This is a genomic window from Nocardioides humi, assembly GCF_006494775.1.
Lineage (GTDB): Bacteria > Actinomycetota > Actinomycetes > Propionibacteriales > Nocardioidaceae > Nocardioides > Nocardioides humi.
The window spans coordinates 5,879,928-5,905,357 of record NZ_CP041146.1 but is presented as its reverse complement, the minus strand read 5'-3'; the positions used below and the strand labels follow the sequence as shown (position 1 = coordinate 5,905,357).

Genomic DNA, 25,430 nt, shown 5'->3' with positions numbered 1-25,430 from the left:
GATCAGCGCCGGCCGCAGCGGACCTCGATCCGGTACTCCGCCTGCTGGCTGTTGCCCATCCCCAGCGCCGTCCCGGTGAGCGTGTAGTCGTCGCCGTCGGACGCGACCGTGATCGAGCCGAGGTCGGAGCCCGCTCCGAGACCGTGGGTGGCCTGGTAGGGGAAGTCGTCGACGACCATGGTCAGCGTGGACGGCTGGGCGGGATCCTCGCTGATGCTGCCGAGCAGGCCCGGACGCCCGTCCTCGCCGGACTTCAGGTCGATCACGCCGTCCTGCCGGGAGCAGGTGATGGCGGTGTAGCCCGCCTTCCCGTCGTAGCGCTTCCCGCCGATCTCGACGACCGCGTCGGCGTCGGCGGAGTCGAGCAGGGAGCAGGCGGATGCTCCCGCCGTCAGGGTGCAGGCGAGGACGATCAGCGGGATCCGAGAGGTGACCATGCCGGCAGGCTACGCACCGCCATCAGGGCGACGCCGGCCAGGGCGATCAGTGCCGCCGCCGGGACGCCGAGCCCGCCGACGCCGTACGACGCGACGATGCCGGACGCGAGCGCCGCGCCGACCGCGATGCCGCCGTTGAACAGGACGGGGATGAGCGCGCCGGCGAGCGCCCGGTGCTCGGGACCGCCGAGGCGCAGGATCAGCGTCTGGGCGAGCGGCGGCAGGGCACCGGACGCCATCCCCCACACGGCGACGAGCAGCAGGCTGCCGTGGCTGCCGACCGCCAGCACGGCCGCCGCCGTCAGGACCGTGGTCGCGACGAGTCCCGCGACCGTGCGCTCGACCCGGCCGGCGACCACCACGCCGACCGCGGACGCCAGGCCGAACACGAGCAGCGCGGCCGCCGGCGGCCCGGCGAGCCGGGTGATGAAGGTGTAGGCGCCGTAGTGGCCGACCAGCACGAGGGCGACCAGCACCGTCACGACCACCATCGGCCGCAGCGAGCCGCCTCCGGGACGGGCACTCGGCGCGGACGTCGTCCCCGCGCCGGCGACGGGCACCACGCGGAGCACGAGCGCCGACGCGACCACGCTCGCCACGGCGAGCACGCCGAAGGACGCCCGCCAGCCGGCGAGGTCGGCGACCAGCCGCCCGACCGGCGTGCCCAGGACCATGCCGAGGGTCGCGCCGCCGAGCACGACCGACGTCGCCCGGCCCAACAACCGGTCGGGGACGAGGTCCGCGACGTGCGCGTTCACCGTCGACCAGAGCAGCCCCACCGCCGCGGCGCCCAGGGTGCGGGCGACCAGCACGACGGCGTACGACGGGGCGAGGGCGGTCCCCGCGGCGGCCAGCGCGAAGGCGAGCAGGCTGCCCGCGATCACTGCCGGGCGTGGGAGGCCGCGGGTGAGCCGGACCAGCGGCAGGCTCGCGACGACCACCACCGCCGCCCACACGCTGACGAGCAGTCCGGCCGCCGACTCCGACACCGCGAGGCCGCGGCTCATCGGGCCGAGCACCGCGGTCGGGAGCATCTCGCCGGTCACCATGACCAGGGTGGCGCTGCCGAGGACGAGCAGCACCGGCCAGGGCAGCGTCTCGCCGTCGGCCGGGGTGGGTGCGGGAGCGGAGGTCGAGGTGGTGAGTGCCATGCCTTCGACGCTAGAGTCTCACACTGATGTCAATGTCAAGGTTCGGCGACGAGGATGTGAGGCAGCAGACATGAGGATCGGCGAGCTGGCCGAGCGGACCGGGGTCGCGCCCCGGCTGATCCGCTACTACGAGCAGCAGGGGCTGCTCAGCGCGGACCGGATGCCCAACGGCTACCGGACCTATGGCGAGGACCACGTCGAGCGCATCGACCGGGTCGCCGGCCTGGTGCAGGCCGGCGTCCCCACGCGCCTGGTCAAGGTGCTGCTCGAGGCCGAGGCGGCGTGCGCCCTGGAGCAGCCCACCTGCTCGGCCGAGGTCGCCGCCCTGCTCGCCGAGGAGCTGGTCGGCCTCGAGCGGCGGATCGCCTGCCTGAGTCGCAGCCGCGACACGATCCGTCGGTTCCTGGCCCAGGTCAGTGCCGGATCCAGCGCGCCGGTTATACACAGGCCCGCGTAAGAAGCCGATGCGGTTTGGGACCAATCCGCGACCTTTCTGGCCCCGATCATGCGGTTTGGGACCAAACCGCATGACGCACCGCACAACTCAGCGCCAGCCTCGCGGCGATCTGTCCCCGCTAGTCGGCTCTCACGCGTCTGGTGTCGTAGGCCCACATCGCGATCTCGACGCGGTTGCGGGCGCCGAGCTTGGTCATCAACGACGCGACGTGGGTCTTGACCGTGCTCAGGCCGACGAAGAGCTCGGTGGCGATCTCGGCGTTGGTCCGGCCGCGCGCCACCAGCGCGAGCACCTCTTCCTCGCGCTCGGTGAGCGGGTCGATGGGCTGGAGCGGTGTCGCCGGCGCCTGGTCGGCGAAGGTCGCCAGCAGCCGGCGGGTGACGTTGGGGGCGATCAGCGCGTCCCCGTCGGCCGCCGCGTGGATGGCCTGCACGAGGAGCTGCGGCCCGGCGTCTTTGAGCAGGAAGCCGCGGGCGCCGGCGCGGAGGGCGCCGAGGACGTACTCGTCGAGGTCGAAGGTGGTGATCACGACGACCGCCATCGGGTCCGCGACGTCCGGCCCGGCCAGGCGTCTGGTCACCTCGACGCCGTCGAGCCCGGGCATCTGGATGTCGACGAGGAGGACGTCGGGACGCAGCCGGGTCGCGAGGTCGAGCGCTGCGAGCCCGTCCGCTGCCTCCCCCACGACCTCGAGGCCGGGTTGGGCGCCGAGGATCATCACCAGCCCGGTCCGGACCAGGTCCTGGTCATCTGCCACGACGACGCGGATGCTCATGCCGGCGCCTCCACCGGCAGCACGGCCTCGACCACCCAGCCACCCTCAGGCCCCGGCCCCGCGGAGAGCGATCCGCCGAGGAGCTGGGCTCGCTCGGCCATGCCGAGCAGGCCGAACCCGGGCTCCGGGGCCGGCCCCGACTCGGTCCGTCCGTCGTCGCTGACGCGCAGCCTGACGGCGTCGCCCTCCCGGCGTACGTCGATCGCGACGCGAGTCGCGCTCCGGGCGTGCCGTACGGCGTTGGTCAGCGACTCCTGCGCGAGCCGGTAGAGCGCGGCGTCCACGGGTCGCGCCAGCCGGGTCAACGAACCGTCCAGGGAGACCTCGACGGTGGGCGTCGTGTCGGCGCGCGCCAGAGCGGGCAGGTCCGCGACACCCCGCTGCGGGGAGGAGGCGACGGCCTCCTCCTCACGCAGCACCCGCACCATGGATCTCATCTCCGTCAGGGTTCGCGACGCCTCCGACTCGATCGCGGCCAGGACCTCGGCCGCCTTCTCGGGCTGGACGCCGGCGACCACGCCACCGGCCTGCGCCTGCACCGCGATGGCCGAGACGTGGTGGGCCACGATGTCGTGCAGCTCGCGCGCCAGCGCCACCCGCTCCTGACTGCGGATCTCGCGCTGTTGGCGATGCCAGAGGTCCGCGCGGTAGCGGAACACGGCCGCGAGGGCGACGAACAGCAGCAGGAGGACGCTCCCGCCGAAGACGTCGGCCCAGCCCGCGGAGGAGGCGTACATCCCCAGCGCGACGACGACTGTCACGAACGCCGCCCCCACGACCATCTCCCGTCCCGAGCCCCACCGCACCAGGGAGTGGAGCAGGACCAGGACGGCCGTCATGGAGTAGAGGCCGAGTTCCCCGGTGTGCGCGGTCAGCTGGAGGACCGAGAGCAGCCCGGCGACGCCCCAGCCGACCAGGGCGGCCAGCAGGGGGCGGTCCCGCCGGCAGAGCAGGACGGGCATCAGCGCCAGGGCGAGCACCGTCACCAGGGGTCGCCAGGCCAGGTCCGGCCGAACGACGCCCTCGACCAGGGCGGCGGCCGCGAACCCGCCCACCAGCAGCCGGTCGAGACGAGCGACGGGTGGGGCGTCAACAGGCCGCGGCTCGTGCCAGAGGGAGCGCCGGACAGTGACCACGGCCCCAGCCTAGGGATCGGCACGCCTCGGCGTACCCGCCGAAAGAACGAGAGGGAGACCATGCCATCGGCCAGGCGAGCTCCGGCCTCCGGACCGGTGTGCCCGCCGCCGGGCCCGGCGATCGTGGACCTACCGATCCGCACCACGACAACGGAGCCCATGATGAGAGCACGTCGACCCACCACCCTGGAAGACCAGCCGATCCCGGTGAGGATCAAGCTCGCCGCGGCGTGGACGAGCTTCATGTTCCTGTACGCCTACGTGGACATCCTCAACTTCTTCACGCCCGGCGTCATCGAGGACATCCTCGACGGCAGGGTCTTCGAGTTCGACCTCTCCCAGACCTTCTCGACCGCAGCGCTGACCCTCATGGCCATCCCGATCCTCATGGTCGTGCTGTCGACGACGCTGCCCGCCGGAGTGAGCCGCACCGCGAACCTCGTCGTGGCCACGCTCTACGTCCCCGTCACGGCCTTCAACGCGGTGGGCGAGTCCTGGCTGGTCTTCTACGGCCTGGGCATCGTGCTGGAGGTCATCCTTCTCGCCCTCATCATTCGGTACGCCTGGAGCTGGCCCCGCACCGCACCGTCGACACCTGGGGCAACGTGAAGTGCCACGACGTCAGCGCCAGCCCAGCTCCGGCGCGACGTACCTGAGGATCGACTCGAGGACGTGCGCGTTGTAGTCGACGCCGAGCTGGTTGGGCACGGTGAGCAGCAGCGTGTCGGCCTCGGCGATCGCCTCGTCGCCGCGCAGCTGCTCGACGAGCCGGTCCGGCTCGGCGGCGTACGAGCGGCCGAAGATCGCGCGCATGTTGTCGATCTGCCCGACCTGGTCGTCGTCGGGGCGGCCGCCGAAGTACGTCCGGTCCTCGTCCGAGACGAGCGGGAAGATCGAGCGGCTGACCGACACCCGCGGCTCGTGGGCGTGGCCGGCCTCCGTCCACGCCGAGCGGAACTCCCGGATCTGCTCGGCCTGCTGCACATGGAAGGGCTGGCCGCTCTCGTCCTCCTTGAGCGTCGAGCTCATCAGGTTCATGCCGAGCCCAGCGGCCCAGCGGGCGGTGCCGTTGGACGCGGCGCCCCACCAGATCCGCTCACGCAGGCCCTCGGAGTGGGGCTCCAGCCGCAGCAGGCCGGGCGGGTTGGCGAACATCGGCCGCGGGCTCGGTTGCGCGAAGCCCTCGCCGCGAAGCATCTCGAGCAGCACCTCGGTGTGCCGCCGGGCCATGTCCGCCTCGGTCTCGCCCTCGGCCGGGGCGTACCCGAAGTAGCGCCAGCCGTCGACGACCTGCTCCGGTGACCCTCGGGAGATGCCGAGCTGGAGCCGGCCGCCGGCGATCAGGTCCGCGGCGCCGGCGTCCTCCACGAAGTACAGCGGGTTCTCGTAGCGCATGTCGATCACGCCGGTCCCGATCTCGATCCGGCTGGTCCGCGCGCCGACCGCCGCGAGCAGCGGGAACGGGCTGGCGAGCTGCCGGGCGAAGTGGTGCACCCGGAAGTACGCGCCGTCCGCTCCCAGCTCCTCCGCCGCGACCGCGAGGTCGATCGACTGCAGCAGGGCGTCGGAGGCGGTCCGCACCTGCGAGTGCGGGCTCGGCGTCCAGTGGCCGAAGGAGAGGAACCCGATCTTCTTCATGCTGGTTGAACTGTCAACTACCTCGGTTCATTCCCTGCGGAGCAGAGCCAGGAACATGGCGTCGGTGCCGTGCCGGTGCGGCCAGAGCTGGACGGTGCCGGGCAGCGGCCCGTCGGCATCCGGTACGGCGGGCAGGTGCGCCCGCGCGTCGTCCAGCCGCAGCCCCGGGTGGGCGTCGAGGGTCGCGGCGACGACCTCGGCCGTCTCGGCCAGCACCGGCGAGCAGGTGGCGTACAGCAGCGCTCCCCCGGGCCGCAGCACCCGGACCGCCTCGGCCAGCAGGGCACGCTGCAGCGCGACCAGCTCGCCGAGGTCGGCGGCGGTACGACGCCAGCGCGCCTCGGGCCGCCGGCGCAGCGCACCCAGGCCGGTGCAGGGCGCGTCGAGCAGGACCCGGTCCGCACTGCCGTCGGCGATGGGCGCCTGGGTCGCGTCGGCCTGGACCACGCCGGCCAGCCCGGGGCCTGCCCCGGCGGCGCGCGCGACCAGGCGGGCCCTGTGGTGGTGCAGCTCGACGCCGGTCACCGCGGCGCCACGCGACGCGGCCGACGCGGCGAGCAGGGCCGCCTTGCCGCCCGGTCCGGCGCACAGGTCCACCCAGCGCTCGTCGCGGCCGCTCACCGGCGCGGCGACCAGGGCGAGCGCGACCAGCTGCGACCCCTCGTCCTGCACGCCCGCGCGTCCCTCGGCGATCGCCGGCACCGACGCGGGGTCGCCGCCGTCGAGGACGACGCCGTAGGGCGAGTACGCCGTCGGCGTACCGGGCAGCTCCTCGCGCGTCGCCCGTCCGGGCCGGGCGACGAGGGTGACCCGGGGCGGGTCGTTGTCGGCGGCGAGCAGGTCGGGCAGCTCGTCGGCCCGGCCGCCCAGCGCCGACCGGAGCCGGTCGACCACCCACGCCGGGTGGCTGTGCGCGACGGCGAGGTCGCCGGGCGCGACCTGCGCGAGCCAGGCGTCGAGGTCCTGGGTGGCGACCTTGCGCAGCACGGCGTTGCAGAAGCCCGCGGCGCCTTGGTTGACCTGCTGCCGGACCAGGGTGACCGTGGTGTCGATCGCCGCGTGCGTCGGGACCCGCATGGCCAGCAGCTGGTGCGCGCCCAGCCGCAGCGCGTCGTGGACCTTCGCCTCGACCTTGCGCAGCGGCCGGTCGATGCACGCGGCGAGCACGGCGTCGTAGGTCCCCTGCCGGCGGATGGTGCCCGACGCCAGCTCGGTCGCGAACGCCGCGTCGCGCCCGGTGAGGCCGTGACGCGCGAGCGCGGCCGGGAGCAGCAGGTTGGTGTAGCCGTCGTCGACCCGCACCGCCTTGAGCACCTCGAAGGCGGCGAGACGAGCCGGGTCGACGCCCTTCCTCATCAGCGCGGTCTCACCGGAAGGTCGCCGTCGCGGGCAGCCGTACGCCGCGCGCCCAGTCGGCCGCGGCCATCTGCCTCTTCCCGAACGCCTTCACCTCGGTGAGCCGGACCGCGTCGGTGGCGGTGCCGACGAGCACCTCGTTCTTGCCCACCTGGATCGCACCCGGCGCCAGGGACGGTCCGGACGCGACGATCTCGACCCGGCCGAGCTTGACCCGCTCGTCGTCGAGGGTGGTCCACGCGCCGGGCCCGGGCGTGCAGGCGCGGATCCGGCGGTCGACGCCCACGGCGGGCTCGCTCCAGTCGACGCGGGCGTCGTCGACGGTGATCTTCGGCGCCAGGCTGACCCCGTCGGCGGGCTGCTCGCGGGCCTCGAGCGAGCCGTCGGCGATGCCGTCGAGGGTCGCGACCAGGAGGCCGGCGCCGCCCTCGGCCAGCCGGCCGAGCAGGTCGCCCGCGGTGTCGGTGGGCCGGATCCGCTCGGTCATCACACCGAAGGTCGGGCCGGCGTCGAGCGCCTCGACGATCCGGAAGGTGGTGGCGCCGGTGTACTCGTCGCCGCCCCAGATGGAGTGCTGCACCGGCGCCGCGCCGCGCCAGGCGGGCAGCACCGAGAAGTGCAGGTTGACCCAGCCGTGGCGCGGGATGTCGAGCGCGCTGCGCGGGATGAGCGCGCCGTACGCGACCACGGGGCAGCACTCCGGCTCCAGCGCCCGCAGGGCGTCCTGGAAGTCGGGGTCGCGCGGATGCGTCGGCTTGAGGACGGGTACGCCGAGCTCCTCGGCCCGCTGCGCGACCGGGCTCGGCGTCAGCCTCCGTCCGCGACCGGCGGGCGCGTCGGGGCGGGTGACGACGCCGACCAGCTCGTGGGCGGAGGCGGCGACCGCGTCCAGGGCGGGGACGGCGACCTCGGGGGTGCCGGCGAAGACGACCCTCATCGGCCGAACCCGCCCGTCGCGTGGGGGACACCTTGACGGTCGGCTTCTCGAGGCCGAACCACTCCGACTCCCGGATCTCCCGCATCGCGGCCTTGCGGGAGGCGTCGTCGAGGCGGTCGATGAACAGGATGCCGTCGAGGTGGTCGGTCTCGTGCTGGATGGCGCGCGCGAGCAGGTCGGAGCCCTCGATCGTCACCGGCTCGCCGTGCATGTCGAAGCCGGTGGCGACCACGGAGAGGGCGCGCAGGCAGTCGTAGGTCAGCTCGGGCAGCGACAGGCAGCCCTCGGGGCCGTCCTGGGTCTCCTCGGACAGCCGGAGCCGCGGGTTCACGAGGTGGCCGACCTCGCCCTCGACGTACCAGGTGAAGACGCGCAGGCCGACCCCGATCTGCGGCGCGGCCAGTCCGGCGCCGGGCGCGTCGAGCATGGTGTCGGTCAGGTCGGTGACCAGCTGGCGCAGCTCGGCGTCGAAGTGGGCGACCTCGATCGCGGGCTTGCGCAGGACGGGGTCGCCGAAGAGTCGGATGGGTCGGATCGCCACCGCGTCACCCTATCGAGCGGCTCCCGGCGGCTCACAGTTCCCATGGGTCGACCTGGATCCGGACCGGCTCCAGCTTGCGGGCCGAGCGCAGTCGCTGCGCCTCCCCCAGCGCCCGGGCCAGCTCGACCCCTTGGGCGCGGGGCACGCGGAGCACCAGGCGCTCGACGTCGGGGTCGCGGGTCGGAACCGGGCCGAGCACCTCGGCGGCGTCGGGCAGCGCCAGCAGGGCCCGGAGGTCGTCGAGGGCGCCCGGGGGGCCGGTCACGGTCGCGAGCCGGGCCGCGGGCGGCAGCCGGGCCTCGCGCCGCTCCTCGGCCTCGCGTACGGCGAACCCGGCCGGGTCCCAGCGCACCAGTGCCTGCAGCGCCGGGACGGCCGGGTCGCCCACCGCGAGGGCGCGCCCGCCGGGCCCGAGCAGACCGACCGCATTGCACCACCGGCGCAGCGCCTCCTCCGGGGCGCGCATGCTGTCGCGGCCGAGCGCCCACCAGGTGTCGAGGAGCACCACGACGGCGTACCCCTCCGCGGCGACCGGCTCCGCGCCGGGGGTGGCGACCACGATCCGCGGCTCGGGCCCGACCCGCGCCCGGACCTGGTCGCCGGAGGAGGACACGACCGGGACCTTCGGGAAGCTGCGGCCGAGCTCGTCGGCGGTGCGGGCGTCCCCGACGACCGGGGCGCGCAGGCCGGTGCCGCCGCACTCGTCGCACGCCCAACCCGGCGCCTCGGTCGCGCACCAGCGACACCGCGGCGGCGTCGTGGGCCCCGTCAGCTCCAGCGGGCCGGCGCAGGCGCGGCAGCGGGCCGGGGTGCGGCAGCGCTCGCAGGCCAGCCGCAGGGCGTAGCCCGATCGCGGCGTCTGCACCAGCACCGGGCCGCGCTCCAGCCCCCAGCGCAGGGCCTCGTGGGCCTCGCGCGGCACCCGGGCGCCCCCCGCGCTGGGGTCGCGGTCGAGAGCGACGTCGGAGGCGCCGCTGACGCCGATCAGCGCGCGCTCGCGCACGGTCGCGCGCGGCAGCGCGATCTCCCGCGCCCAGCCGGTGTGGAGCAGGTGCTGCGCCTCGACCGTCCGCGCGAAGCCGCCCACCAGGGCCGCCGTCCGCTCCTGCTCGGCGCGCAGCAGCAACACCTCGCGGACGTGGGGGTACGGCGCCCGGGGCTCCGCGTGCAGGTCGTCGCCGTCGTCCCACACCACCACGAGGCCGAGGTCGCGGACCGGCGCGAAGGCCGCGGAGCGGGTGCCGACCACGATCCGCCGCTCCCCCCGGCTGACGGCGAGGAACTCGCGGTAGCGGGCCGCGGGACCGGACCCCCGGCCGGCAGCGAGGCGGGAGGCGTCGCCGGCAGCTTGCTGCCCGACCTGCGCCAGAGACTCGCTCGGCCCAGAGGACCGGTCGGCGTGCAGTGCGACGTGGTGGCCCTCGCCCAGCACGTCGGTCAGGGCGGCGTCGAGGCGCGCCACGTCGCGGTGGTCGGGCAGGCAGACCACAGTCCCCGCCCGGCGGCCAGGGCGGTGGCGGCGAGGTGGGCGAGGAGGGCGGGCCAGTCCTCGCCCGGTCCCGCGGACCAGACCGCGCGCGGCGGGTGCCCGCTGCGCAGGTGGCCGAGGAAGGGGGCCGCCGCGGGATAGGCGGCCCAGGCGCGCTCGGCGTCGCCGGCGTCGTACGCCAGGAGGGGCTCAGGACGCGTCGGCTCCTTCTCGGTGGTGGCGTGCCGGGGCGGGACGGCGAGCCGGCGGACGTCGGCGCTCACGCCGGCGTACCGCGCCGCGACCCGCTCGCACAGTGTCGCCACCGCGGGACTGAGCACCGGCTCGGCGCTCACCAGCCGCCGCAGCGGCGTCAGCCGGCCGTCGTGGTCGGAGGCGGCGGCCCGGCCCACGACGAAGCCGTCGACGTCCTGCCCGCCGAAGCGGACCTTGACCCGGGTGCCGGGCACGGCGCCGTCGGCCATCGCCACGGGCACGGCATAGTCGAAGACCCGGTCGAGGTGGGCCAGCGGCAGGTCGAGGACGACCCGCGCCACCGGGTCCACCGCGGCGACCTCGGCCTCGGCGACCTTCCGGGCCCGGGTGGCGGCCGCCTTGGCCCGCCCCTCCGCCGCCCGGTCCCGGACGAGGCCGGGCAGCTCCAGCGCCGGCTCGTCGGGGGTGGGGGTCATGGCGGAAGTTCTACCAGCGCGCCCCGACCCATCCCCGACCCGGCGCAAACTGACCCCCAAAACGCCTCGACCCGGCGCATCCTCACCTCGCTCGAGGTAAGGATGCGCCGGGTCGGCGCGGAACCCGGGTCAGGATGAGCCGGGTCGGCGTGGGATCAGAGGCCGACGGCGGCCTTCAGGGCCTCGGCACGGTCGGCCTTCTCCCAGGTGAACTCGGGGAGCTCGCGGCCGAAGTGGCCGTAGGCGGCCGTCTTGGCGTAGATCGGGCGGCGCAGGTCGAGGTCGCGCAGGATCGCGGCGGGGCGGAGGTCGAAGACCTCGAGCACGGCCTCCTGGATCCTCTCGTCCGGCACGACGCCGGTGCCGAAGGTCTCGACGAAGACGCCGACCGGCTTGGCGACGCCGATGGCGTAGGCGACCTGGACCTCGGCGCGGCGGGCCAGGCCCGCGGCGACGATGTTCTTGGCGACCCAGCGCATGGCGTAGGCGGCGGAGCGGTCGACCTTGGACGGGTCCTTGCCGGAGAACGCGCCGCCGCCGTGGCGGGCCATGCCGCCGTAGGTGTCGACGATGATCTTGCGGCCGGTCAGGCCGGCGTCGCCCATCGGGCCGCCGACGACGAACTTGCCGGTCGGGTTGATGTGCAGCTTGTAGCCGTCGAACGGGACGCTGGTCTTGAACTGCTCCAGGACCGGCTCGATCACCTTCGCGGTGATGTCGGCGGCGATCTGCTCCTGGGTGACGTCCTCGGCGTGCTGCGTGGACAGCACGACGGTGTCGACCCGGACCGCGCGGTCGTCCTCGTCGTACTCGATGGTGACCTGGGTCTTGCCGTCGGGCCGGAGGTAGGCCAGCGTGCCGTCCTTGCGGACCTCGGTGAGCTTCTCCGCGAGGGTCTGCGCGATCTTGATCGGCAGCGGGAAGAGCTCCGGGGTGTCGTCGCAGGCGTAGCCGAACATCAGGCCCTGGTCGCCCGCGCCCTGCTGGTCGAGTTCGTCGGACGAGCCGCCGAGGCGGACGTCCTCGGCGGTGTCGACGCCCTGCGCGATGTCGGGCGACTGGGCGCCGATCGCGACCTGGACTCCGCAGGAGTTGCCGTCGAAGCCCTTCTCGGAGGAGTCGTAGCCGATCTCCAGGATCTTCTCGCGCACCAGCTGGGCGACCGGGGCGTACGCCTCGGTGGTCACCTCGCCGGCGACGACGACCAGGCCGGTGGTGAGCAGGGTCTCGACAGCGACCCGGCTCTTCGGGTCGTGCTCGATCAGGTAGTCGAGCACGGTGTCGCTGATCTGGTCGGCGATCTTGTCCGGGTGACCCTCGGTCACCGACTCCGACGTGAACAGACGTCCGGTCATGGTGGTGGGAACTCCTGGTAGGGGGCGGATGTGCTGTGGTGCAACGATCTGTGGTCCAACGATACGGATGCGCCGGGGTGATGCCCGGACGTCTCAGGAAAGTCTGGCGACGACCTGGTCCCAGATGAGGTGGGACAGGGCCGACTTCGTGCCGTGGGGTACGTCGACGACGGAGCCGTCGGCACCCAGGATCACCGCCTCGTTGTCGGTGCTCCCGAAGACCGCTCCCCCGCTCACGTCGTTGACGACGAGCAGGTCGCAGCCCTTCCGGGCGAGCTTGGCGCGGGCGAGGTCGAGCACGCTGCCGGTGGCGTCGCCGGTCTCGGCGGCGAACCCGACGATCACGGCCTCCGCGCGGGCCCGGTGGGTCGAGATCTCCTTGAGGATGTCGGGATTCTGTTGCAGCGTGATCGACGGGGCCGACCCGTCGTCGGCCTTCTTGATCTTCACGTCCGACAGCTCCGTCGGGCGGAAGTCGGCCGGAGCCGCGGCCATCACGACCGCGTCGGCGCCGGCCGTGGCGGACAGGACGGCGTCGCGCAGGTCGGCCGTCGACTCCACCCGGACCACCTTGACGCCGGCCGGGTCGGGCAGGTCGACGTTGGCGGCGATCAGGGTCACCTCGGCGCCGCGGGCGACGGCGGCGCGGGCGAGGGCGTAGCCCTGGCGGCCCGACGACCGGTTGCCGAGGAAGCGGACCGGGTCGAGGCGCTCGCGGGTGCCGCCGGCGGAGACCACGACGTGGCGACCGGCGAGGTCGTGAACCGTCCCGGCCGCGCTCGCGCCGGCCCGGGAGCGGGCGAGCACGTCGCGGGCGACCTCGAAGATCTCCGCGGGGTCGGGCAGCCGGCCCTTGCCGGTGTCGGCGCCCGTCAGCCGGCCCTCGGCGGGCTCGATCACCAGCACGCCTCGGGACCGCAGCGTGGCCACGTTGGCCGTGGTCGCCGGGTGCTCCCACATCTCGGTGTGCATGGCGGGGGCCAGTACGACCGGGCAGCGCGCGGTGAGCAGGGTGTTGGTGAGCAGGTCGTCGGCGAGCCCGTGGGCGGCCTTGGCCAGCAGGTCGGCCGTCGCCGGCGCGACCACGACCAGGTCGGCGGTCTGCCCGAGGCGCACGTGCGGCACCTCGTGGACGCCGTCCCACACCTCGGCGGACACCGGCTTGCCCGACAGCGCCGCCCAGGTGGGCGCGCCGACGAACTCCAGCGCCGCCGCGGTCGGGACGACGGTCACGTCGTGCCCGGACTCGGTGAGCCGCCGCAGCAGCTCGCAGGCCTTGTAGGCCGCGATGCCGCCGGAGACGCCGAGCACCACCCGGGGCCGGGACTCGGGCCGCGACACGGGCGTCAGATCACTCGGCGTCGGCGGCCGGGGCCTCGGCGACGGCAGCAGCGGCCTGCTCGGCGGCGAGCTCGGCCGGGTCGATGTCCTCGCAGGTCAGCAGGTCCTCGTTGATCTCGCGCAGCGCGATCGAGAGCGGCTTCTCCTGGACGTGGGTCTCGACGAGCGGACCGACGTACTCGAGCAGGCCCTCGCCGAGTTGGGAGTAGTAGGCGTTGATCTGCCGCGCGCGCTTGGCGCTGTAGAGCACCAGCTTGTACTTGCTGTCGGTCTTGGACAGCAGGTCGTCGATGGGAGGGTTGGTGACACCCTCGGCGGCGATGTTCGGGGCAGACACAGAGGTCCTCACTGATGGTGGACGGAATCAACCATCAACGATACCAACTCCTCGACCGCAGCATGAACTTCGCGGTTCACGATGGTGACGTCGAACTCCGCCTCGGCGGCCAGCTCGTGTCGGGCGGTGGCGAGCCGGCGCTCCCGCTCCTCCTCGGTCTCCGTGCCGCGGCCGACCAGCCGGCGTACCAGCTCCTCCCACGACGGGGGCTTGAGGAAGACGAAGACCGCCTCCGGCATCGACTCCCGGACCTGGCGGGCGCCTTGGAGGTCGATCTCGAGCAGCGCGGGCCGGTCGGCCGCGAGCGCCTGGTCGACGGGGCCGCGCGGGGTGCCGTAGCGGTGCACGCCGTGGACGACGGCCCACTCGAGCATCTGGCCCTCGGCGACCAGCCGGTCGAACTCCTCGGCGGAGACGAAGTGGTAGTGAACACCGTCGACCTCGCCGGGGCGCGGCGGGCGGGTCGTGGCGGACACCGACAGGTAGATCTCGGGGTGCTGCTCGCGGACGGCAGCGGCCACCGTGCCCTTGCCGACCGCGGTGGGTCCGGCGAGGACGAAGAGCCTCGCGCTCACGGCGCCGTCATGCCTCGGCGGGGAACTCGCGCTCGAGCGCGGCGACCTGCTTGGCGCCGAGCCCGCGGACCCGGCGCGACTCGGCGATGCCGAGGCGCTCCATGACCTGGCGCGCGCGCACCTTGCCGAGACCGGGCACCGACTGCAGGAGGTCGAGCACCTTCATCTTCCCGATGACCTCGTTGACCTGGCCCTGCTGGAGCACCTCGCTGATGGATGCGCCGGAGTTCTTGAGCCGGTTCTTGACCTCCGCTCGCTCCCGGCGGGCCGCCGCTGCCTTCTCGAGGGCGGCCTGGCGCTGTTCGGGGGTCAGAGGAGGCAGGGCCACGGGTGAGGAGTCCTTCGGTCAGCGTCGGAGCGGGCGGAGATGCCGCCGCCGGTCAATCTAGCCACAGGCGTTCGACCTCGGCAACGCGGGCTCGGCAATGCGGCCCCGCTGGCCGCTACAGGCTCAGCGGCGTCTTGCAGACGTCACGGGCCTGCTGATCGACGTGGGCGAGCGCGGTCCTGGTCTCCTGGGAGCCGAGCCGGACCGCGGCGGTCTCGATCGCCTTCCGGTCGTCCTCGGGCACGTCGGCGGGCGGGCTCTCGACGTCGTACGCCGACGGGTCGACGTCCGCGGCGTCGAGGGCGTCCTTCAGCGCGGTGATCCGCTCGATCACCAGCGTCCAGTCGGCGCGGATGTCGTCGGGCGCCTCGTCGGCGAGCTCCTCGAAGCTCGGCAGCGCCCGGAGCAGGCCGGTCTGCGGGCCGGCGGAGAGCGCGGCGCCGATGTCCTCGCGGTGGTCGGCGACGGCGTCGCAGTACCCGGCGAACGGGTCGTCGTCGCGGGTCTCCCACAGCACGACGAGCCCGATGACCAGCACCGCGGCGACCAGGCCCACCAGCAGCGGGAGGTTGCGCCGGACCACGCCTCAGCCCTGGAGGCCGCGCAGCTCGTCGTTGGCCCGCCGCACCGCGTCGCGCATCGCCACCGGGTCGGGGCCCAGCCGCAGGACGCCGCGGGAGGAGCTCGCCAGCACGTTGCCGGCGCCGGCCCCGAAGATCCGGCGGAGGTCGGCGGTGGTGCCGCCCTGCTCGCCGTACCCGGGGGCGAGGATCGGGCCGTTGAACGCGAGGTCCAGGCCCCGGTCGTCCTCGAGGGTCGCGCCGACGACGGCGCCGAAGGAGCCGAGCGGGACGGCGTCGGCGTTGAGCCGGCGCAGGTGGTCGAGCATGGTGCCGGAGACGCTGCGGCCGCCGGCGACGGCCTCCTGCACCTCGGGGCCCTCCTTGTTGGAGGTAGCGACCAGCACGAACAGGCCGGCGTCGTGCTTGCGGGCGGTGTCGACGAAGGGCGTGAGCGAGCCGAAGCCGAGATAGGGGCTGACAGTGACGGCGTCGCAGGCGAGCGGGGACGCGGGGTCGAGGTACGCGTCCGCGTAGGCCTGCGAGGTGGAGCCGATGTCGCCGCGCTTGACGTCGAGCAGGACCAGCGCGCCCGCCTCCCGCGACGAGGCGATCACCCGCTCCAGCACGGCCACCCCACGGCTGCCGAAGCGCTCGTAGAAGGCGGACTGCGGCTTCACGACGCCGCAGTACGGCGCCACCGCCTCGACCGCGCCGAGCGCGAACCGCTCCAGCCCGGCGACGTCGTCGTCGTACCCCCAGGCCCGCAGCAGCGCGCCGTGCGGGTCGATACCGACGCAGAAGGGACCGCGGTCCGCGATCGCCGAGAAGACACGGGCGCCGAACGTCATGGGAGCCTCCGCAGTGCGTCGGGGCCGAGGTCGGCGCGGGTGGGATAGCCGTCGACGGCCATGACCAGGTCGGCCTCGGCCTGCAGCGCGCGGACCTGGTGGACCGCGCCGGGGACGCCGCCTAGGGCGAGGGCGTAGGCGTAGGGGCGGCCGATCGCGACGGCGTCCGCGCCGAGGGCGAGCGCCTTGACGACGTCGGCGCCGGTGCGCACGCCGGAGTCGAAGACGACCGGGGCGCGGCCGTCGACCGCGGTCACGACATCGGGCAGCCAGTCGAGCGCCGCTCCCCCGCCGTTGGCCTGCCGGCCGCCGTGGTTGGAGCAGTAGATGCCGTCGGCGCCCTCGTCGAGCGCACGGCGCGCGTCGTCGGGATGGCAGATGCCCTTGAGCACGATCGGCAGCTCGGTCAGGGACCGCAGCCAGGGCAGGTCCTCCCAGGTCACCGGGTGGCCGAAGGTGCCGACCCAGGTCATCACGACGGTGCCGGGGTCGGGGTCCGGCCCGGTCATCTCCTGGAAGACCGGGTCGGAGGTGTAGTTGGCCAGTGCCTTGCCGCGCAGCTGCGGGAAGTTGCCGCTGGCCAGGTCGCGCGGTCGCCACCCGGGCACCCACGTGTCGAGGGTGATCACGATCGCCTCGTAGCCGGCCGCCTCGGCGCGCCGCACCAGGCTCGCGGCCAGGTCGCGGCTCTTGGGCGTGTAGAGCTGGAACCACTTCCCGGCGTCTCCCGCCGCCGCGGCCACGTCCTCGAGCGGGTCGCTCATCAGCGTCGATCCGATGAGGGGTACGCCGGTCGCGGCGGCCACCTCGGCGGCATGGACGTCGCCGTGCTGGTCGGGCGTGCAGAGGCCGACCACGCCGATCGGCGCCAGCAGCAGCGGGCTCGCCAGCGTCCGGCCGAACAGCTCGACCGAGAGGTCGCGCTCGGCGGAGGCGCGCAGCATCCGCGGGATCAGCGCGTACCGCTCGAACGCCGCCACATTGGCCCGCTGGGTCGCCTCGTCGCCGGCGCCCCCGGCGACGTACGTGCGCAGCTCCGGCGGCAGCGCGGCGAGGGCGTTGCGCTCGAGCTCGGCGTAGTCGAACGGGTGTGCGGGGAGCACTCCGCCGAGGGCGCCGAGGTAGAGCTCGATCTGGTAGTCCCCGAAGCTCATGACAACCCCTGGAGGATCTGGCGCGGCCACATCGGGCCACCGTAGATCAGCCCGCTGTAGGCCTGCACCAGGTCGGCTCCGGCGGCGACCCGCTCGCAGGCCTGCTCGGGCGTGCTGATGCCGCCGACGCCGATCAGGGTGAGGTCCGGGCCGACCCGGCCCCGGAGCAGCCGGAGCACCTCCGTGGAGCGCTCGGTGAGCGGGGCGCCGGACAGCCCGCCCGCGCCGATCTCCGTGACCTTCGCCGCTGGGGTGCGCAGGCCCTCGCGGGAGATGGTGGTGTTGGTGGCGATGATCCCGGCCAGGCCGAGGTCGAGCGCCATGTCGGCGACGGCGAGCACGTCGTCGTCGGAGAGGTCGGGCGCGATCTTCACCAGCAGCGGGACGGTCGCGACCGTGACCTCGTCGGCGGTACGACGCACCTGCCGCAGCAGCGGCGCCAGCCTCTCCACCGCCTGGAGGTTGCGCAGGCCGGGGGTGTTGGGCGAGCTCACGTTGACCACGAGGTAGTCGGCGTGCGGGGCGAGCAGCCGGGCGGAGGTCTCGTAGTCCGCCTCGACCGCCGCCTGGTCGTCGTCCGGCACGACCTTGGACTTGCCGATGTTTATGCCAAGGATCAAACGGGGTTGGGTTTGGTGGTTGCGGTCGCCTCGTCCCCGACGGTTCTGCGCGTGCTTGCGACCGAGGCGGGCGGCGACGGCGGGCGCGCCGTCGTTGTTGAAGCCCATCCGGTTGACGATCGCCCGGTCCTCGGGCAGCCGGAACAGCCGCGGCCGCGGGTTGCCGGGCTGGGCCAGCGCCGTGACGGTGCCGATCTCGACGTGACCGAACCCGAAGGCGCCCATCCGGTCGTAGACCCGGGCGTTCTTGTCGAAGCCCGGCGCCAGCCCGAGCCGGTTGGGGAAGGTGAGTCCCATCGCGCGCACCGGCGCACCGCCGGTGACGGGCAGACGGGAGAGCACCGGCCCGCCGGCGCGCAGGGCGTCGTACGTCAGGTGATGGGCCCGCTCCGCGTCCATCCGGACCAGGACGTGGTCGAAGACCCTGTCGTAGAGGCTCATACGGGGTCCCCGCAAAGTTGTTCGGGGGAGCGAAGCGGAGGAGAAGAACTTTGTGGGGTGTTCATGCGTTCCACTCCTGCAGGGAGCGGACGCCGACGGTGCCGGACCGGATCGCCGCGATGCCCTGCACCGCCGCGGCCAGGCCCTGCACGGTGGTGATGCACGGCGTGCCGGTCAGCACCGCCGCGGAGCGGATCTCGTAGCCGTCGACCCGGGAGTCGCCACCGCCCGTCGAGCCGTGCGGGGTGTTGACGATCAGGTCGATCTCGCCGTCGAGGATCATCTGCACGGTGGTCTTCTCCCCGTGCGGCCCGGCGCCCTCGAAGTGCTTGCGGACGACGGTCGCCTGGATCCCGTTGCGCCGCAGCACCTCGGCGGTGCCCTGGGTCGCGAGGATCTCGAAGCCGTAGTCCGCGAGGACCCGGGCCGGGAAGATCATCGTCCGCTTGTCGCGGTTGGCGATCGAGATGAAGACCCTGCCCTCGGTCGGCAGCGAGCCGTACGCCGCGGCCTGCGACTTGCTGAACGCCGTGCCGAAGTCGGCGTCGAAGCCCATCACCTCGCCGGTCGACTTCATCTCCGGCCCGAGGACGGTGTCGACGAACTGGCCCTCCTTGGTACGGAACCGGTTGAACGGCAGCACCGCCTCCTTGACCGCGATCGGCGCGTCGGCGGGGAGCGTGCCGCCGTCGCCCTCGGCCGGCAGCACGCCGGCCGCGCGCAGCTCGGCGATCGACTCGCCCAGCATCAGCCGGGCGGCGGCCTTGGCCAGCTGGGTGCCGGTCGCCTTGGAGACGAACGGGACCGTCCGCGACGCGCGCGGGTTGGCCTCGATCACGTAGAGCACGTCGGCGCCGAGCGCGAACTGGATGTTGATCAGGCCGCGCACCCCCACTCCCTTCGCGATGGCCGTGGTGGCCTCACGGATCCGGGTGATCTCGGCGTCGCCGAGGGTGATCGGCGGCAGCGCGCAGGACGAGTCGCCGGAGTGGATGCCGGCCTCCTCGATGTGCTCCATCACGCCGCCGAGGAACAGGTCGGTGCCGTCGTACAGGGCGTCGACGTCGATCTCCACCGCGTCGTCGATGAACCGGTCGACCAGCACCGGCCGGTCGGGGCTGATCTCGGTCGCGGCCTCGATATAGGACTCGAGCGCCTGGTCGCTGTAGACGATCTGCATGCCGCGCCCGCCGAGGACGTACGACGGCCGCACGAGCACGGGGTACCCGATGGTGTGCGCGATCGCCCGCGCCTCGTCGTACGACACCGCGGTGCCGTGCTTGGGCGCGACCAGGCCGGCGTCAGCGAGGACCCGGCCGAAGGCGCCGCGCTCCTCGGCGAGGTCGATCGCCTCGGGACTGGTGCCGACGATCGGCACGCCCGCGTCCTGCAGGCCCTGGGCGAGGCCGAGCGGGGTCTGGCCGCCGAGGGTCGCGATCACGCCGGCGATCGGGCCGGCCGCGCGCTCGGCCTCGTAGATCTCGAGCACGTCCTCCAGCGTGAGCGGCTCGAAGTAGAGCCGGTCGGAGGTGTCGTAGTCGGTCGAGACCGTCTCGGGGTTGCAGTTGACCATGATCGTCTCGTAGCCGGCCTCGGTCAGCGCGAGACTGGCGTGCACGCAGGAGTAGTCGAACTCGATGCCCTGCCCGATCCGGTTCGGGCCGGAGCCGAGGATGATCACGGCCTGCTTGCCCTCGGCCCGCGGCTGGACCTCGGTCTCCTCGTCGTAGGACGAGTAGTAGTACGGCGTCTGGGCGGCGAACTCCGCCGCGCAGGTGTCGACGGTCTTGAACACCGGGCGCACGCCGGCGGTCTGCCGGGCGATCCGGACCTCGGACTCCCGCAGGCCACGGATGCCGGCGATCTGGGCGTCGGAGAAGCCGTGCCGCTTGGCCAGCCGCAGCGCGCCGGCGTCGAGACTCTCGGTGGCGGCGACCTGCTGCGCGATCTCGTCGATCAGGAACAGCTGGTCGACGAACCACGGGTCGATCCTCGTGGCGTCGTGGACCTCCTCCTGGGTGGCGCCCGCCCGGATCGCCTGCATCACCTTCTGCAGCCGGCCGTCGTGCGGCACCTTGACGGCCTCGAGCAGCGCCGCCTTGTCCCCCACCGGCGAGGCCCAGTCGAAGGGCGCGTGCTTGTTCTCGAGCGAGCGCAGCGCCTTGTTGAGGGCCTCGGTGAAGCTGCGGCCGATCGCCATCGCCTCGCCGACCGACTTCATGTGGGTGGTCAACGTCGGGTCGGCGGTCGGGAACTTCTCGAACGCGAACCGCGGCACCTTGACCACCACGTAGTCCAGCGTCGGCTCGAAGGAGGCCGGGGTCTCCTGGGTGATGTCGTTGGGAATCTCGTCGAGGGTGTAGCCGACCGCGACCTTCGCGGCGATCTTGGCGATCGGGAAGCCGGTCGCCTTGCTCGCCAGCGCGGACGAGCGCGAGACGCGAGGGTTCATCTCGATCACGATCACCCGGCCGTCGGCGGGTTCACGGCGTACTGGATGTTGCAGCCGCCGGTGTCGACGCCGACCTCGCGGATGATGCCGATGGCGAGATCGCGCAGGTGCTGGTACTCCCGGTCGGTCAGCGTCATCGCCGGCGCGACGGTGATCGAGTCGCCGGTGTGGACGCCCATCGGGTCGAAGTTCTCGATGGAGCAGATGATGACGACGTTGTCGGCCTTGTCGCGCATCACCTCCAGCTCGTACTCCTTCCACCCGATGATCGACTCCTCGATCAGCACCTCGGTGGTGGGGCTGGCGGAGAGGCCGGCGCCCGCGATGCGGTGCATGTCCTCCTCGTCGTACGCGATGCCGGAGCCGAGCCCGCCCATCGTGAACGACGGGCGGACCACGATCGGGAAGCCCAGCTCGGCGGCGGCCTTCTCGACGTCGTCCATCGAGTGGCACACGAAGCTGCGGGCGACCTCGCCGCCGACCTTCTCGACGATCGCGTTGAACAGCTCGCGGTTCTCGCCGCGGTGGATCGCCTCGAAGCTGGCGCCGATCATCTCGACGTCGTACTTCTCCAGGACGCCGCTCTCGTGGGCCGCGATCGCCGCGTTGAGCGCGGTCTGGCCGCCGAGGGTCGGCAGGATCGCGTCGGGGCGCTCCTTGGCGATGACCTTCTCGACGAACTCGGGCGTGATCGGCTCGACGTACGTCGCGTCGGCGAACTCCGGGTCGGTCATGATCGTCGCCGGGTTGGAGTTGATCAGGATGACCCGCAGGCCCTCCTCCTTGAGCACCCGGCAGGCCTGGGTGCCCGAGTAGTCGAACTCGCAGGCCTGGCCGATGACGATCGGCCCGGAGCCGATGACCAGGACCGACTTGATGTCTTCACGCTTCGGCATCAGGCGGTCTCCTCGAGCAGGCTCACGAATCGGTCGAACAGGTAGGCCGCGTCGTGGGGACCGGCGGCGGCCTCGGGGTGGTACTGGACGGAGAAGCTCTTGAGCCTCCCGTCGGCGTCGCGGAGCTCCAGGCCCTCCACCACGTCGTCGTTGAGGCAGACGTGGCTCACGCTCGCGACGCCGTACGGCGTCTCGGTGGGGTGTCGCGCGGGGCGTCGACCGCGAACCCGTGGTTGTGGGCGGTGACCTCGACCTTGCGGGTGGTCAGGTCCATCACCGGCTGGTTGATGCCGCGGTGGCCGTACTTCAGCTTGTAGGTGCCGAACCCGAGCGCGCGGCCGAACAGCTGGTTGCCGAAGCAGATGCCGAAGTACGGCAGGCCCCGCTCCAGCGCCTGCTGCAGCAGCTCGACCTGGCCGGTGGTCGCGGCCGGGTCGCCGGGGCCGTTGGAGAAGAACAGGCCGTCGGGCTCGACGGCCAGGACGTCCTCGATGCTCGCGGTGGCGGGCAGCACGTGGACCTCGATGCCCCGCTCGGACATCCGGTAGGGGTCATGTCCTTGATGCCGAGGTCGAGGGCGGCGACGGTGAACCGCCGCTCCCCCTGCGCCTGCACGACATAGGTGGCGTCGGTGGAGACCGCCTCGGACAGGTTGGCGCCGGCCATCTCGGCGGACGCCTGCACCTTCGCCAGCAGCGCCTCCGGGTCGGTCTCGACCGTGGAGATGCCCACGCGCATGGCGCCGCGCTCGCGCAGGTGGCGGGTCAGCGCACGGGTGTCGATGCCGGAGATGCCGACGACGCCCTGCGCGCGCAGCTCGTCGTCGAGCGAGCGGCGCGAGCGCCAGTTGCTCGGGATCCGGGCGGGCTCGCGCACGACGTACCCGGCGACCCAGATCCGCCTCGACTCCGGATCCTCGTCGTTGACGCCGGTGTTGCCGATGTGGGGAGCCGTCATGACGACGACCTGGCGGTGGTACGACGGGTCGGTGAGCGTCTCCTGGTAGCCGGTCATGCCGGTGTTGAAGACGGCCTCGCCGAAGGTCTCGCCCTCGGCTCCGTAGGCCTCGCCGCGGAACGTGCGGCCGTCCTCGAGGACGAGCAGTGCGGGGTGCTCATGCGATGGCTCCTTCCAGGACGGTCGGCGTGCCGCGCAGCAGCGTGGCGATGACGCGGCCGGTCAGCTTGCGGTCGTGCCAGGGGTTGTTGCGGCTCAGCGAGACGCTGGCGGCGCGGTCGACGACGACCTGGGCGGCCGGGTCGACCAGGGTGAGGTTGGCGGGCTCGCCGACGGCGATCGGGCGGCCGTGGCCCTCGAGGCCGGCGATCTCAGCCGGGCGGGTGCTCATCGTGCGGGCCACGCCGGCCCAGTCGAGCAGGCCGGACTCGACCATCACGGTGGTGACGACGGGCAGCGCGGTCTCGAGGCCGAGCATGCCGAAGGCCGCGTCGACGAAGGCGTGCTCCTTGTCGTGGCGGGCGTGCGGCGCGTGGTCGGTCGCGACGGCGTCGATGGTGCCGTCGGCGAGCGCCTCGCGCAGGGCCTGCACGTCCTCGTCGGGGCGCAGCGGCGGGTTGACCTTGTACGTCGGGTCGTACCCGCTCAACAGGTCGGTGGTGAGCAGCAGGTGGTGCGGCGTGACCTCGGCGGTCACGTCGATCCCCTGCGCCTTCGCCCAGCGGACCACCTCGACGGAGCCGGCGGTCGAGACGTGGGCGACGTGGACCCGGCTGCCGGTGTGGCGGGCGAGCATCACGTCGCGGGCGACGATGACCTCCTCCGCGACGCCGGGCCAGCCGGGCAGGCCGAGCCGGCCGGAGAGCTCGCCCTCGTGGCAGCAGGCGCTCGGGCCGGCGAGGCTCGGGTCCTGGCTGTGCTGGCTGACCACGCCGCCGAACGCCTTGACGTACTCCAGCGCCCGGCGCATCACCCGCGGGTCGTGGACGCACCTGCCGTCGTCGGAGAAGACCCGCACCCGGGCCCGGGAGCGCGCCATCAGGCCGATCTCGGCGAGCTCCTGGCCGGCGAGGCCCTTGGTGACCGCGCCGACCGGCTGGACGTCGACCAGGCCGGCGGCCCGGCCGAGGTCGTGGACCCGCTCGGCGGCCTCGCCGGTGTCGGTGACAGGGTTGGTGTTGGCCATCGCCAGCACCGCGGTGTAGCCGCCGACCGCGGCGGCTCGGGAGCCGGTGAGGACCGTCTCGGCGTCCTCGCGGCCGGGCTCGCGCAGGTGGGTGTGCAGGTCGACCAGGCCGGGCAGCAGGCGCAGGCCGTCGGCGTCGATCGTCTGGTCCGCCTTCGCGCTGATCGCGCCCAGCTCGGCGATGGTGCCGTCCTGGACGAGGACGTCGGTCGTCGTACCGCCGGGCAGGGTGGCGCCCTTGATCAGGATGCTCATGCGCTGGTCTCCTCACCGGCGAGCAGGTGGTAGAGCACGGACATGCGGACGGCCACGCCCGCGGACACCTGGTCGAGAACGACCGAGTCCAGGGCGTCGGCGGCGTCCGCGGAGATCTCCAGGCCGCGGTTCATCGGGCCGGGGTGCAGGATCGGGGTGCCGGGCTCGAGCACGGCGAGGCGCTCGCGGGTGAGGCCGTAGCCGACGGTGTACTCCCGCGCGGTGGGGAAGAAGCCGCCGCTCATCCGCTCCCGCTGGACCCGCAGCATCATCACCGCGTCCGCCTGCGGGAGCACCTCGTCGAGGTCGTACGCCGTCGCGAAGCCGGCCGTCTTCGACCAGTCCCCCACGCCCGCGGGCATGAGGGTGGGCGGGGCGACGGCGGTGACCGTGGCGCCGAGCTTGGTGAGGCTCTTGACGTTGGACCGGAACACCCGGCTGTGGGTCAGGTCGCCGACGATCGCGACGTGCCTGCCCTCCAGCGAGCCGAGGCGGCGGGTGAGCGTGTAGCCGTCGAGCAGCGCCTGGGTGGGGTGCTCGTGGGTGCCGTCGCCGGCGTTGATGACGGGGACGTCGATCCAGCGGCTGATCTGCTCGGCGGCGCCGCTCGCGGAGTGCCGCACGACCAGGCCGTCGATGCCCATCGCCGTCACGGTCAGCACGGTGTCGCGCAGGGACTCGCCCTTGCTGGCGCTGCTGCCCTTCGCGGACAGGTTGATCACGTCGGCCGAGAGCCACTTGCCGGCGATCTCGAAGCTGGACCGGGTGCGGGTGGAGTCCTCGAAGAACAGGTTGATGACCGTGCGGCCGCGCAGCGCCGGGAGCTTCTTGACCTGGCGCCGCTGCACGTCGTGCATCTCGGCGGCGGTCGTGAAGATCTCCTGGATGTCGTCGGCGCTCACGTCGTCGATGCTCAGCAGATGCCGGTTCATGCGATGCGCACCTCGTCCTCGCCGTCGGTCTCCACCAGGCGCAGGCTGACGCGCTCGCTGCGGGCGGTGGGCAGGTTCTTGCCGACGTGGTCGGCCCGGATCGGGAGCTCCCGGTGGCCGCGGTCCACCAGCACCGCCAGCCGTACGACGGCGGGCCGGCCGAGGTCCGAGAGCGCGTCGAGCGCGGCCCGGATGGTGCGCCCGGAGTAGAGCACGTCGTCGACGAGCACCACGGTCTTCCCGTCGATCCCGCCGGCCGGCACCTGGGTGCGGTGCGGCGTGCGGGTCGGGTGGGACCGCAGGTCGTCGCGGTACATGGTGACGTCGAGCTCGCCGGTGGCGACCGTCGTACCCTCGACCTGGGCGATGTTGTCGGCCAGGCGGCGGGCCAGCGGGACGCCGCGGGTGTGCAGCCCGAGAAGCAAGAGATCCTCGGCGCCCTTGTTGCGCTCGAGGATCTCGTGGGAAATGCGGGTCAACGCCCGGCTGATGTCGCCGGCGTCGAGAACGACGTGACCCTGCGTCTGGGTAGGCATCAGTGCGCCTGACCTCCTTCTCCGCCTCACGGGACGGCTCGTTAAAGGATGTCCGATCGGGCTTCA

At 73.2% G+C, this 25,430-nt stretch carries 23 protein-coding genes and 3 pseudogenes; 2 read left to right on the top strand and 24 right to left on the bottom strand.

The annotated features are described in order from the left end of the window. Positions 1-2: 2 nt before the first annotated feature. Both FIV44_RS28420 and FIV44_RS28415 read right to left on the bottom strand, forming a co-directional pair. Entirely contained in the window at positions 3-437 is a 435-nt protein-coding gene (locus FIV44_RS28420) for a lipoprotein LpqH (RefSeq protein ID WP_141007370.1), read from the bottom strand. Next, positions 413-1,588: an MFS transporter gene (locus FIV44_RS28415; RefSeq protein WP_141007369.1), complete on the bottom strand. Its 1,176-nt coding sequence runs from the start codon at positions 1,586-1,588 to the stop codon at positions 413-415. The genes FIV44_RS28420 and FIV44_RS28415 overlap by 25 nt, the downstream gene beginning before the upstream one ends. Before the next feature lie 70 nt (positions 1,589-1,658). Here FIV44_RS28415 and FIV44_RS28410 point away from each other — a divergent pair, with 70 nt between their 5' ends. Then, the gene (locus tag FIV44_RS28410; RefSeq protein ID WP_141007368.1) at positions 1,659-2,045 is read left to right on the top strand and encodes a MerR family transcriptional regulator; all 387 of its coding nucleotides are present in this window, start codon (positions 1,659-1,661) and stop codon (positions 2,043-2,045) included. A 118-nt stretch (positions 2,046-2,163) separates the two neighbouring features. Here FIV44_RS28410 and FIV44_RS28405 read toward each other — a convergent pair whose 3' ends face one another. Both FIV44_RS28405 and FIV44_RS28400 read right to left on the bottom strand, forming a co-directional pair. Beyond that, positions 2,164-2,820 carry a response regulator gene (locus tag FIV44_RS28405; RefSeq protein WP_141007367.1) on the bottom strand — a complete coding sequence of 219 codons (657 nt, stop codon included), beginning with the start codon at positions 2,818-2,820 and terminating at the stop codon, positions 2,164-2,166. After that, positions 2,817-3,956: a sensor histidine kinase gene (locus FIV44_RS28400; RefSeq protein ID WP_141007366.1), complete on the bottom strand. Its 1,140-nt coding sequence runs from the start codon at positions 3,954-3,956 to the stop codon at positions 2,817-2,819. Before FIV44_RS28400 ends, FIV44_RS28405 begins: the two co-directional genes overlap by 4 nt. A 207-nt stretch (positions 3,957-4,163) precedes the next feature. On the opposite strand from FIV44_RS28400, the gene FIV44_RS28395 reads away from it, so the two are divergent. Then, positions 4,164-4,565, top strand: coding sequence for a DUF6326 family protein (locus tag FIV44_RS28395; RefSeq protein WP_246086676.1), 402 nt, complete (start codon positions 4,164-4,166; stop codon positions 4,563-4,565). 12 nt (positions 4,566-4,577) lie between these two features. Here FIV44_RS28395 and FIV44_RS28390 read toward each other — a convergent pair whose 3' ends face one another. The 20 genes and pseudogenes from FIV44_RS28390 to pyrR form a co-directional block, all read right to left on the bottom strand. Further along, positions 4,578-5,594, bottom strand: a complete 1,017-nt coding sequence (locus FIV44_RS28390) for an LLM class flavin-dependent oxidoreductase (RefSeq protein WP_141007364.1) — start codon at positions 5,592-5,594, stop codon at positions 4,578-4,580. A 27-nt stretch (positions 5,595-5,621) separates the two neighbouring features. Continuing rightward, positions 5,622-6,950, bottom strand: a complete 1,329-nt coding sequence (locus FIV44_RS28385) for an RsmB/NOP family class I SAM-dependent RNA methyltransferase (RefSeq protein WP_141007363.1) — start codon at positions 6,948-6,950, stop codon at positions 5,622-5,624. 10 nt (positions 6,951-6,960) lie between these two features. Further along, complete coding sequence (fmt, locus tag FIV44_RS28380; protein ID WP_141007362.1) at positions 6,961-7,887, bottom strand: methionyl-tRNA formyltransferase; 927 nt, start codon at positions 7,885-7,887, stop codon at positions 6,961-6,963. A gap of 118 nt (positions 7,888-8,005) precedes the next feature. Further along, positions 8,006-8,428 (bottom strand): annotated as a pseudogene (gene def, locus FIV44_RS28375) (peptide deformylase); the annotation flags it as partial. 31 nt (positions 8,429-8,459) lie between these two features. Continuing rightward, positions 8,460-9,890 (bottom strand): hypothetical protein, encoded by a 1,431-nt coding sequence (locus FIV44_RS28370; protein ID WP_246086675.1) that lies wholly within the window; start codon positions 9,888-9,890, stop codon positions 8,460-8,462. Next, positions 9,866-10,588, bottom strand: coding sequence for a primosomal protein N' family DNA-binding protein (locus FIV44_RS32855; RefSeq protein ID WP_246086674.1), 723 nt, complete (start codon positions 10,586-10,588; stop codon positions 9,866-9,868). The genes FIV44_RS28370 and FIV44_RS32855 overlap by 25 nt, the downstream gene beginning before the upstream one ends. A 155-nt stretch (positions 10,589-10,743) precedes the next feature. Next, positions 10,744-11,943, bottom strand: a complete 1,200-nt coding sequence (gene metK / locus FIV44_RS28365) for a methionine adenosyltransferase (RefSeq protein ID WP_141007361.1) — start codon at positions 11,941-11,943, stop codon at positions 10,744-10,746. A 93-nt stretch (positions 11,944-12,036) separates the two neighbouring features. Next, positions 12,037-13,284 carry a bifunctional phosphopantothenoylcysteine decarboxylase/phosphopantothenate--cysteine ligase CoaBC gene (gene coaBC, locus FIV44_RS28360; RefSeq protein ID WP_246086673.1) on the bottom strand — a complete coding sequence of 416 codons (1,248 nt, stop codon included), beginning with the start codon at positions 13,282-13,284 and terminating at the stop codon, positions 12,037-12,039. 10 nt (positions 13,285-13,294) lie between these two features. Further along, positions 13,295-13,621, bottom strand: a complete 327-nt coding sequence (gene rpoZ, locus FIV44_RS28355) for a DNA-directed RNA polymerase subunit omega (protein ID WP_141007360.1) — start codon at positions 13,619-13,621, stop codon at positions 13,295-13,297. Positions 13,622-13,629: 8 nt separating this feature from the next. Beyond that, a complete protein-coding gene (gene gmk / locus FIV44_RS28350; RefSeq protein ID WP_141007359.1) occupies positions 13,630-14,196 on the bottom strand; it encodes a guanylate kinase in 567 nt (188 codons plus the stop codon). 7 nt (positions 14,197-14,203) lie between these two features. Continuing rightward, positions 14,204-14,524: an integration host factor, actinobacterial type gene (mihF, locus tag FIV44_RS28345; protein ID WP_141007358.1), complete on the bottom strand. Its 321-nt coding sequence runs from the start codon at positions 14,522-14,524 to the stop codon at positions 14,204-14,206. Between the two features lie 115 nt (positions 14,525-14,639). Then, entirely contained in the window at positions 14,640-15,107 is a 468-nt protein-coding gene (locus tag FIV44_RS28340) for a hypothetical protein (protein WP_141007357.1), read from the bottom strand. 3 nt (positions 15,108-15,110) lie between these two features. Beyond that, positions 15,111-15,935: an orotidine-5'-phosphate decarboxylase gene (gene pyrF / locus FIV44_RS28335; protein WP_141007356.1), complete on the bottom strand. Its 825-nt coding sequence runs from the start codon at positions 15,933-15,935 to the stop codon at positions 15,111-15,113. Then, positions 15,932-17,089, bottom strand: coding sequence for an alpha-hydroxy-acid oxidizing protein (locus FIV44_RS28330; RefSeq protein WP_141007355.1), 1,158 nt, complete (start codon positions 17,087-17,089; stop codon positions 15,932-15,934). The genes pyrF and FIV44_RS28330 overlap by 4 nt, the downstream gene beginning before the upstream one ends. Continuing rightward, positions 17,086-18,150: a quinone-dependent dihydroorotate dehydrogenase gene (locus tag FIV44_RS28325; protein ID WP_141007354.1), complete on the bottom strand. Its 1,065-nt coding sequence runs from the start codon at positions 18,148-18,150 to the stop codon at positions 17,086-17,088. The genes FIV44_RS28330 and FIV44_RS28325 overlap by 4 nt, the downstream gene beginning before the upstream one ends. A 61-nt stretch (positions 18,151-18,211) precedes the next feature. Continuing rightward, positions 18,212-21,498, bottom strand: a pseudogene (carB, locus tag FIV44_RS28320) (carbamoyl-phosphate synthase large subunit). After that, positions 21,498-22,602 (bottom strand): annotated as a pseudogene (gene carA, locus FIV44_RS28315) (glutamine-hydrolyzing carbamoyl-phosphate synthase small subunit). The pseudogenes carB and carA overlap by 1 nt, the downstream one beginning before the upstream one ends. 10 nt (positions 22,603-22,612) lie before the next feature. Then, positions 22,613-23,896 (bottom strand): dihydroorotase, encoded by a 1,284-nt coding sequence (locus FIV44_RS28310; RefSeq protein WP_141007353.1) that lies wholly within the window; start codon positions 23,894-23,896, stop codon positions 22,613-22,615. Next, positions 23,893-24,828 (bottom strand): aspartate carbamoyltransferase catalytic subunit, encoded by a 936-nt coding sequence (locus tag FIV44_RS28305; protein ID WP_141007352.1) that lies wholly within the window; start codon positions 24,826-24,828, stop codon positions 23,893-23,895. Before FIV44_RS28305 ends, FIV44_RS28310 begins: the two co-directional genes overlap by 4 nt. Next, complete coding sequence (pyrR, locus tag FIV44_RS28300) at positions 24,825-25,367, bottom strand: bifunctional pyr operon transcriptional regulator/uracil phosphoribosyltransferase PyrR (RefSeq protein ID WP_281285887.1); 543 nt, start codon at positions 25,365-25,367, stop codon at positions 24,825-24,827. Before pyrR ends, FIV44_RS28305 begins: the two co-directional genes overlap by 4 nt. Between the last annotated feature and the right edge of the window lie 63 nt (positions 25,368-25,430).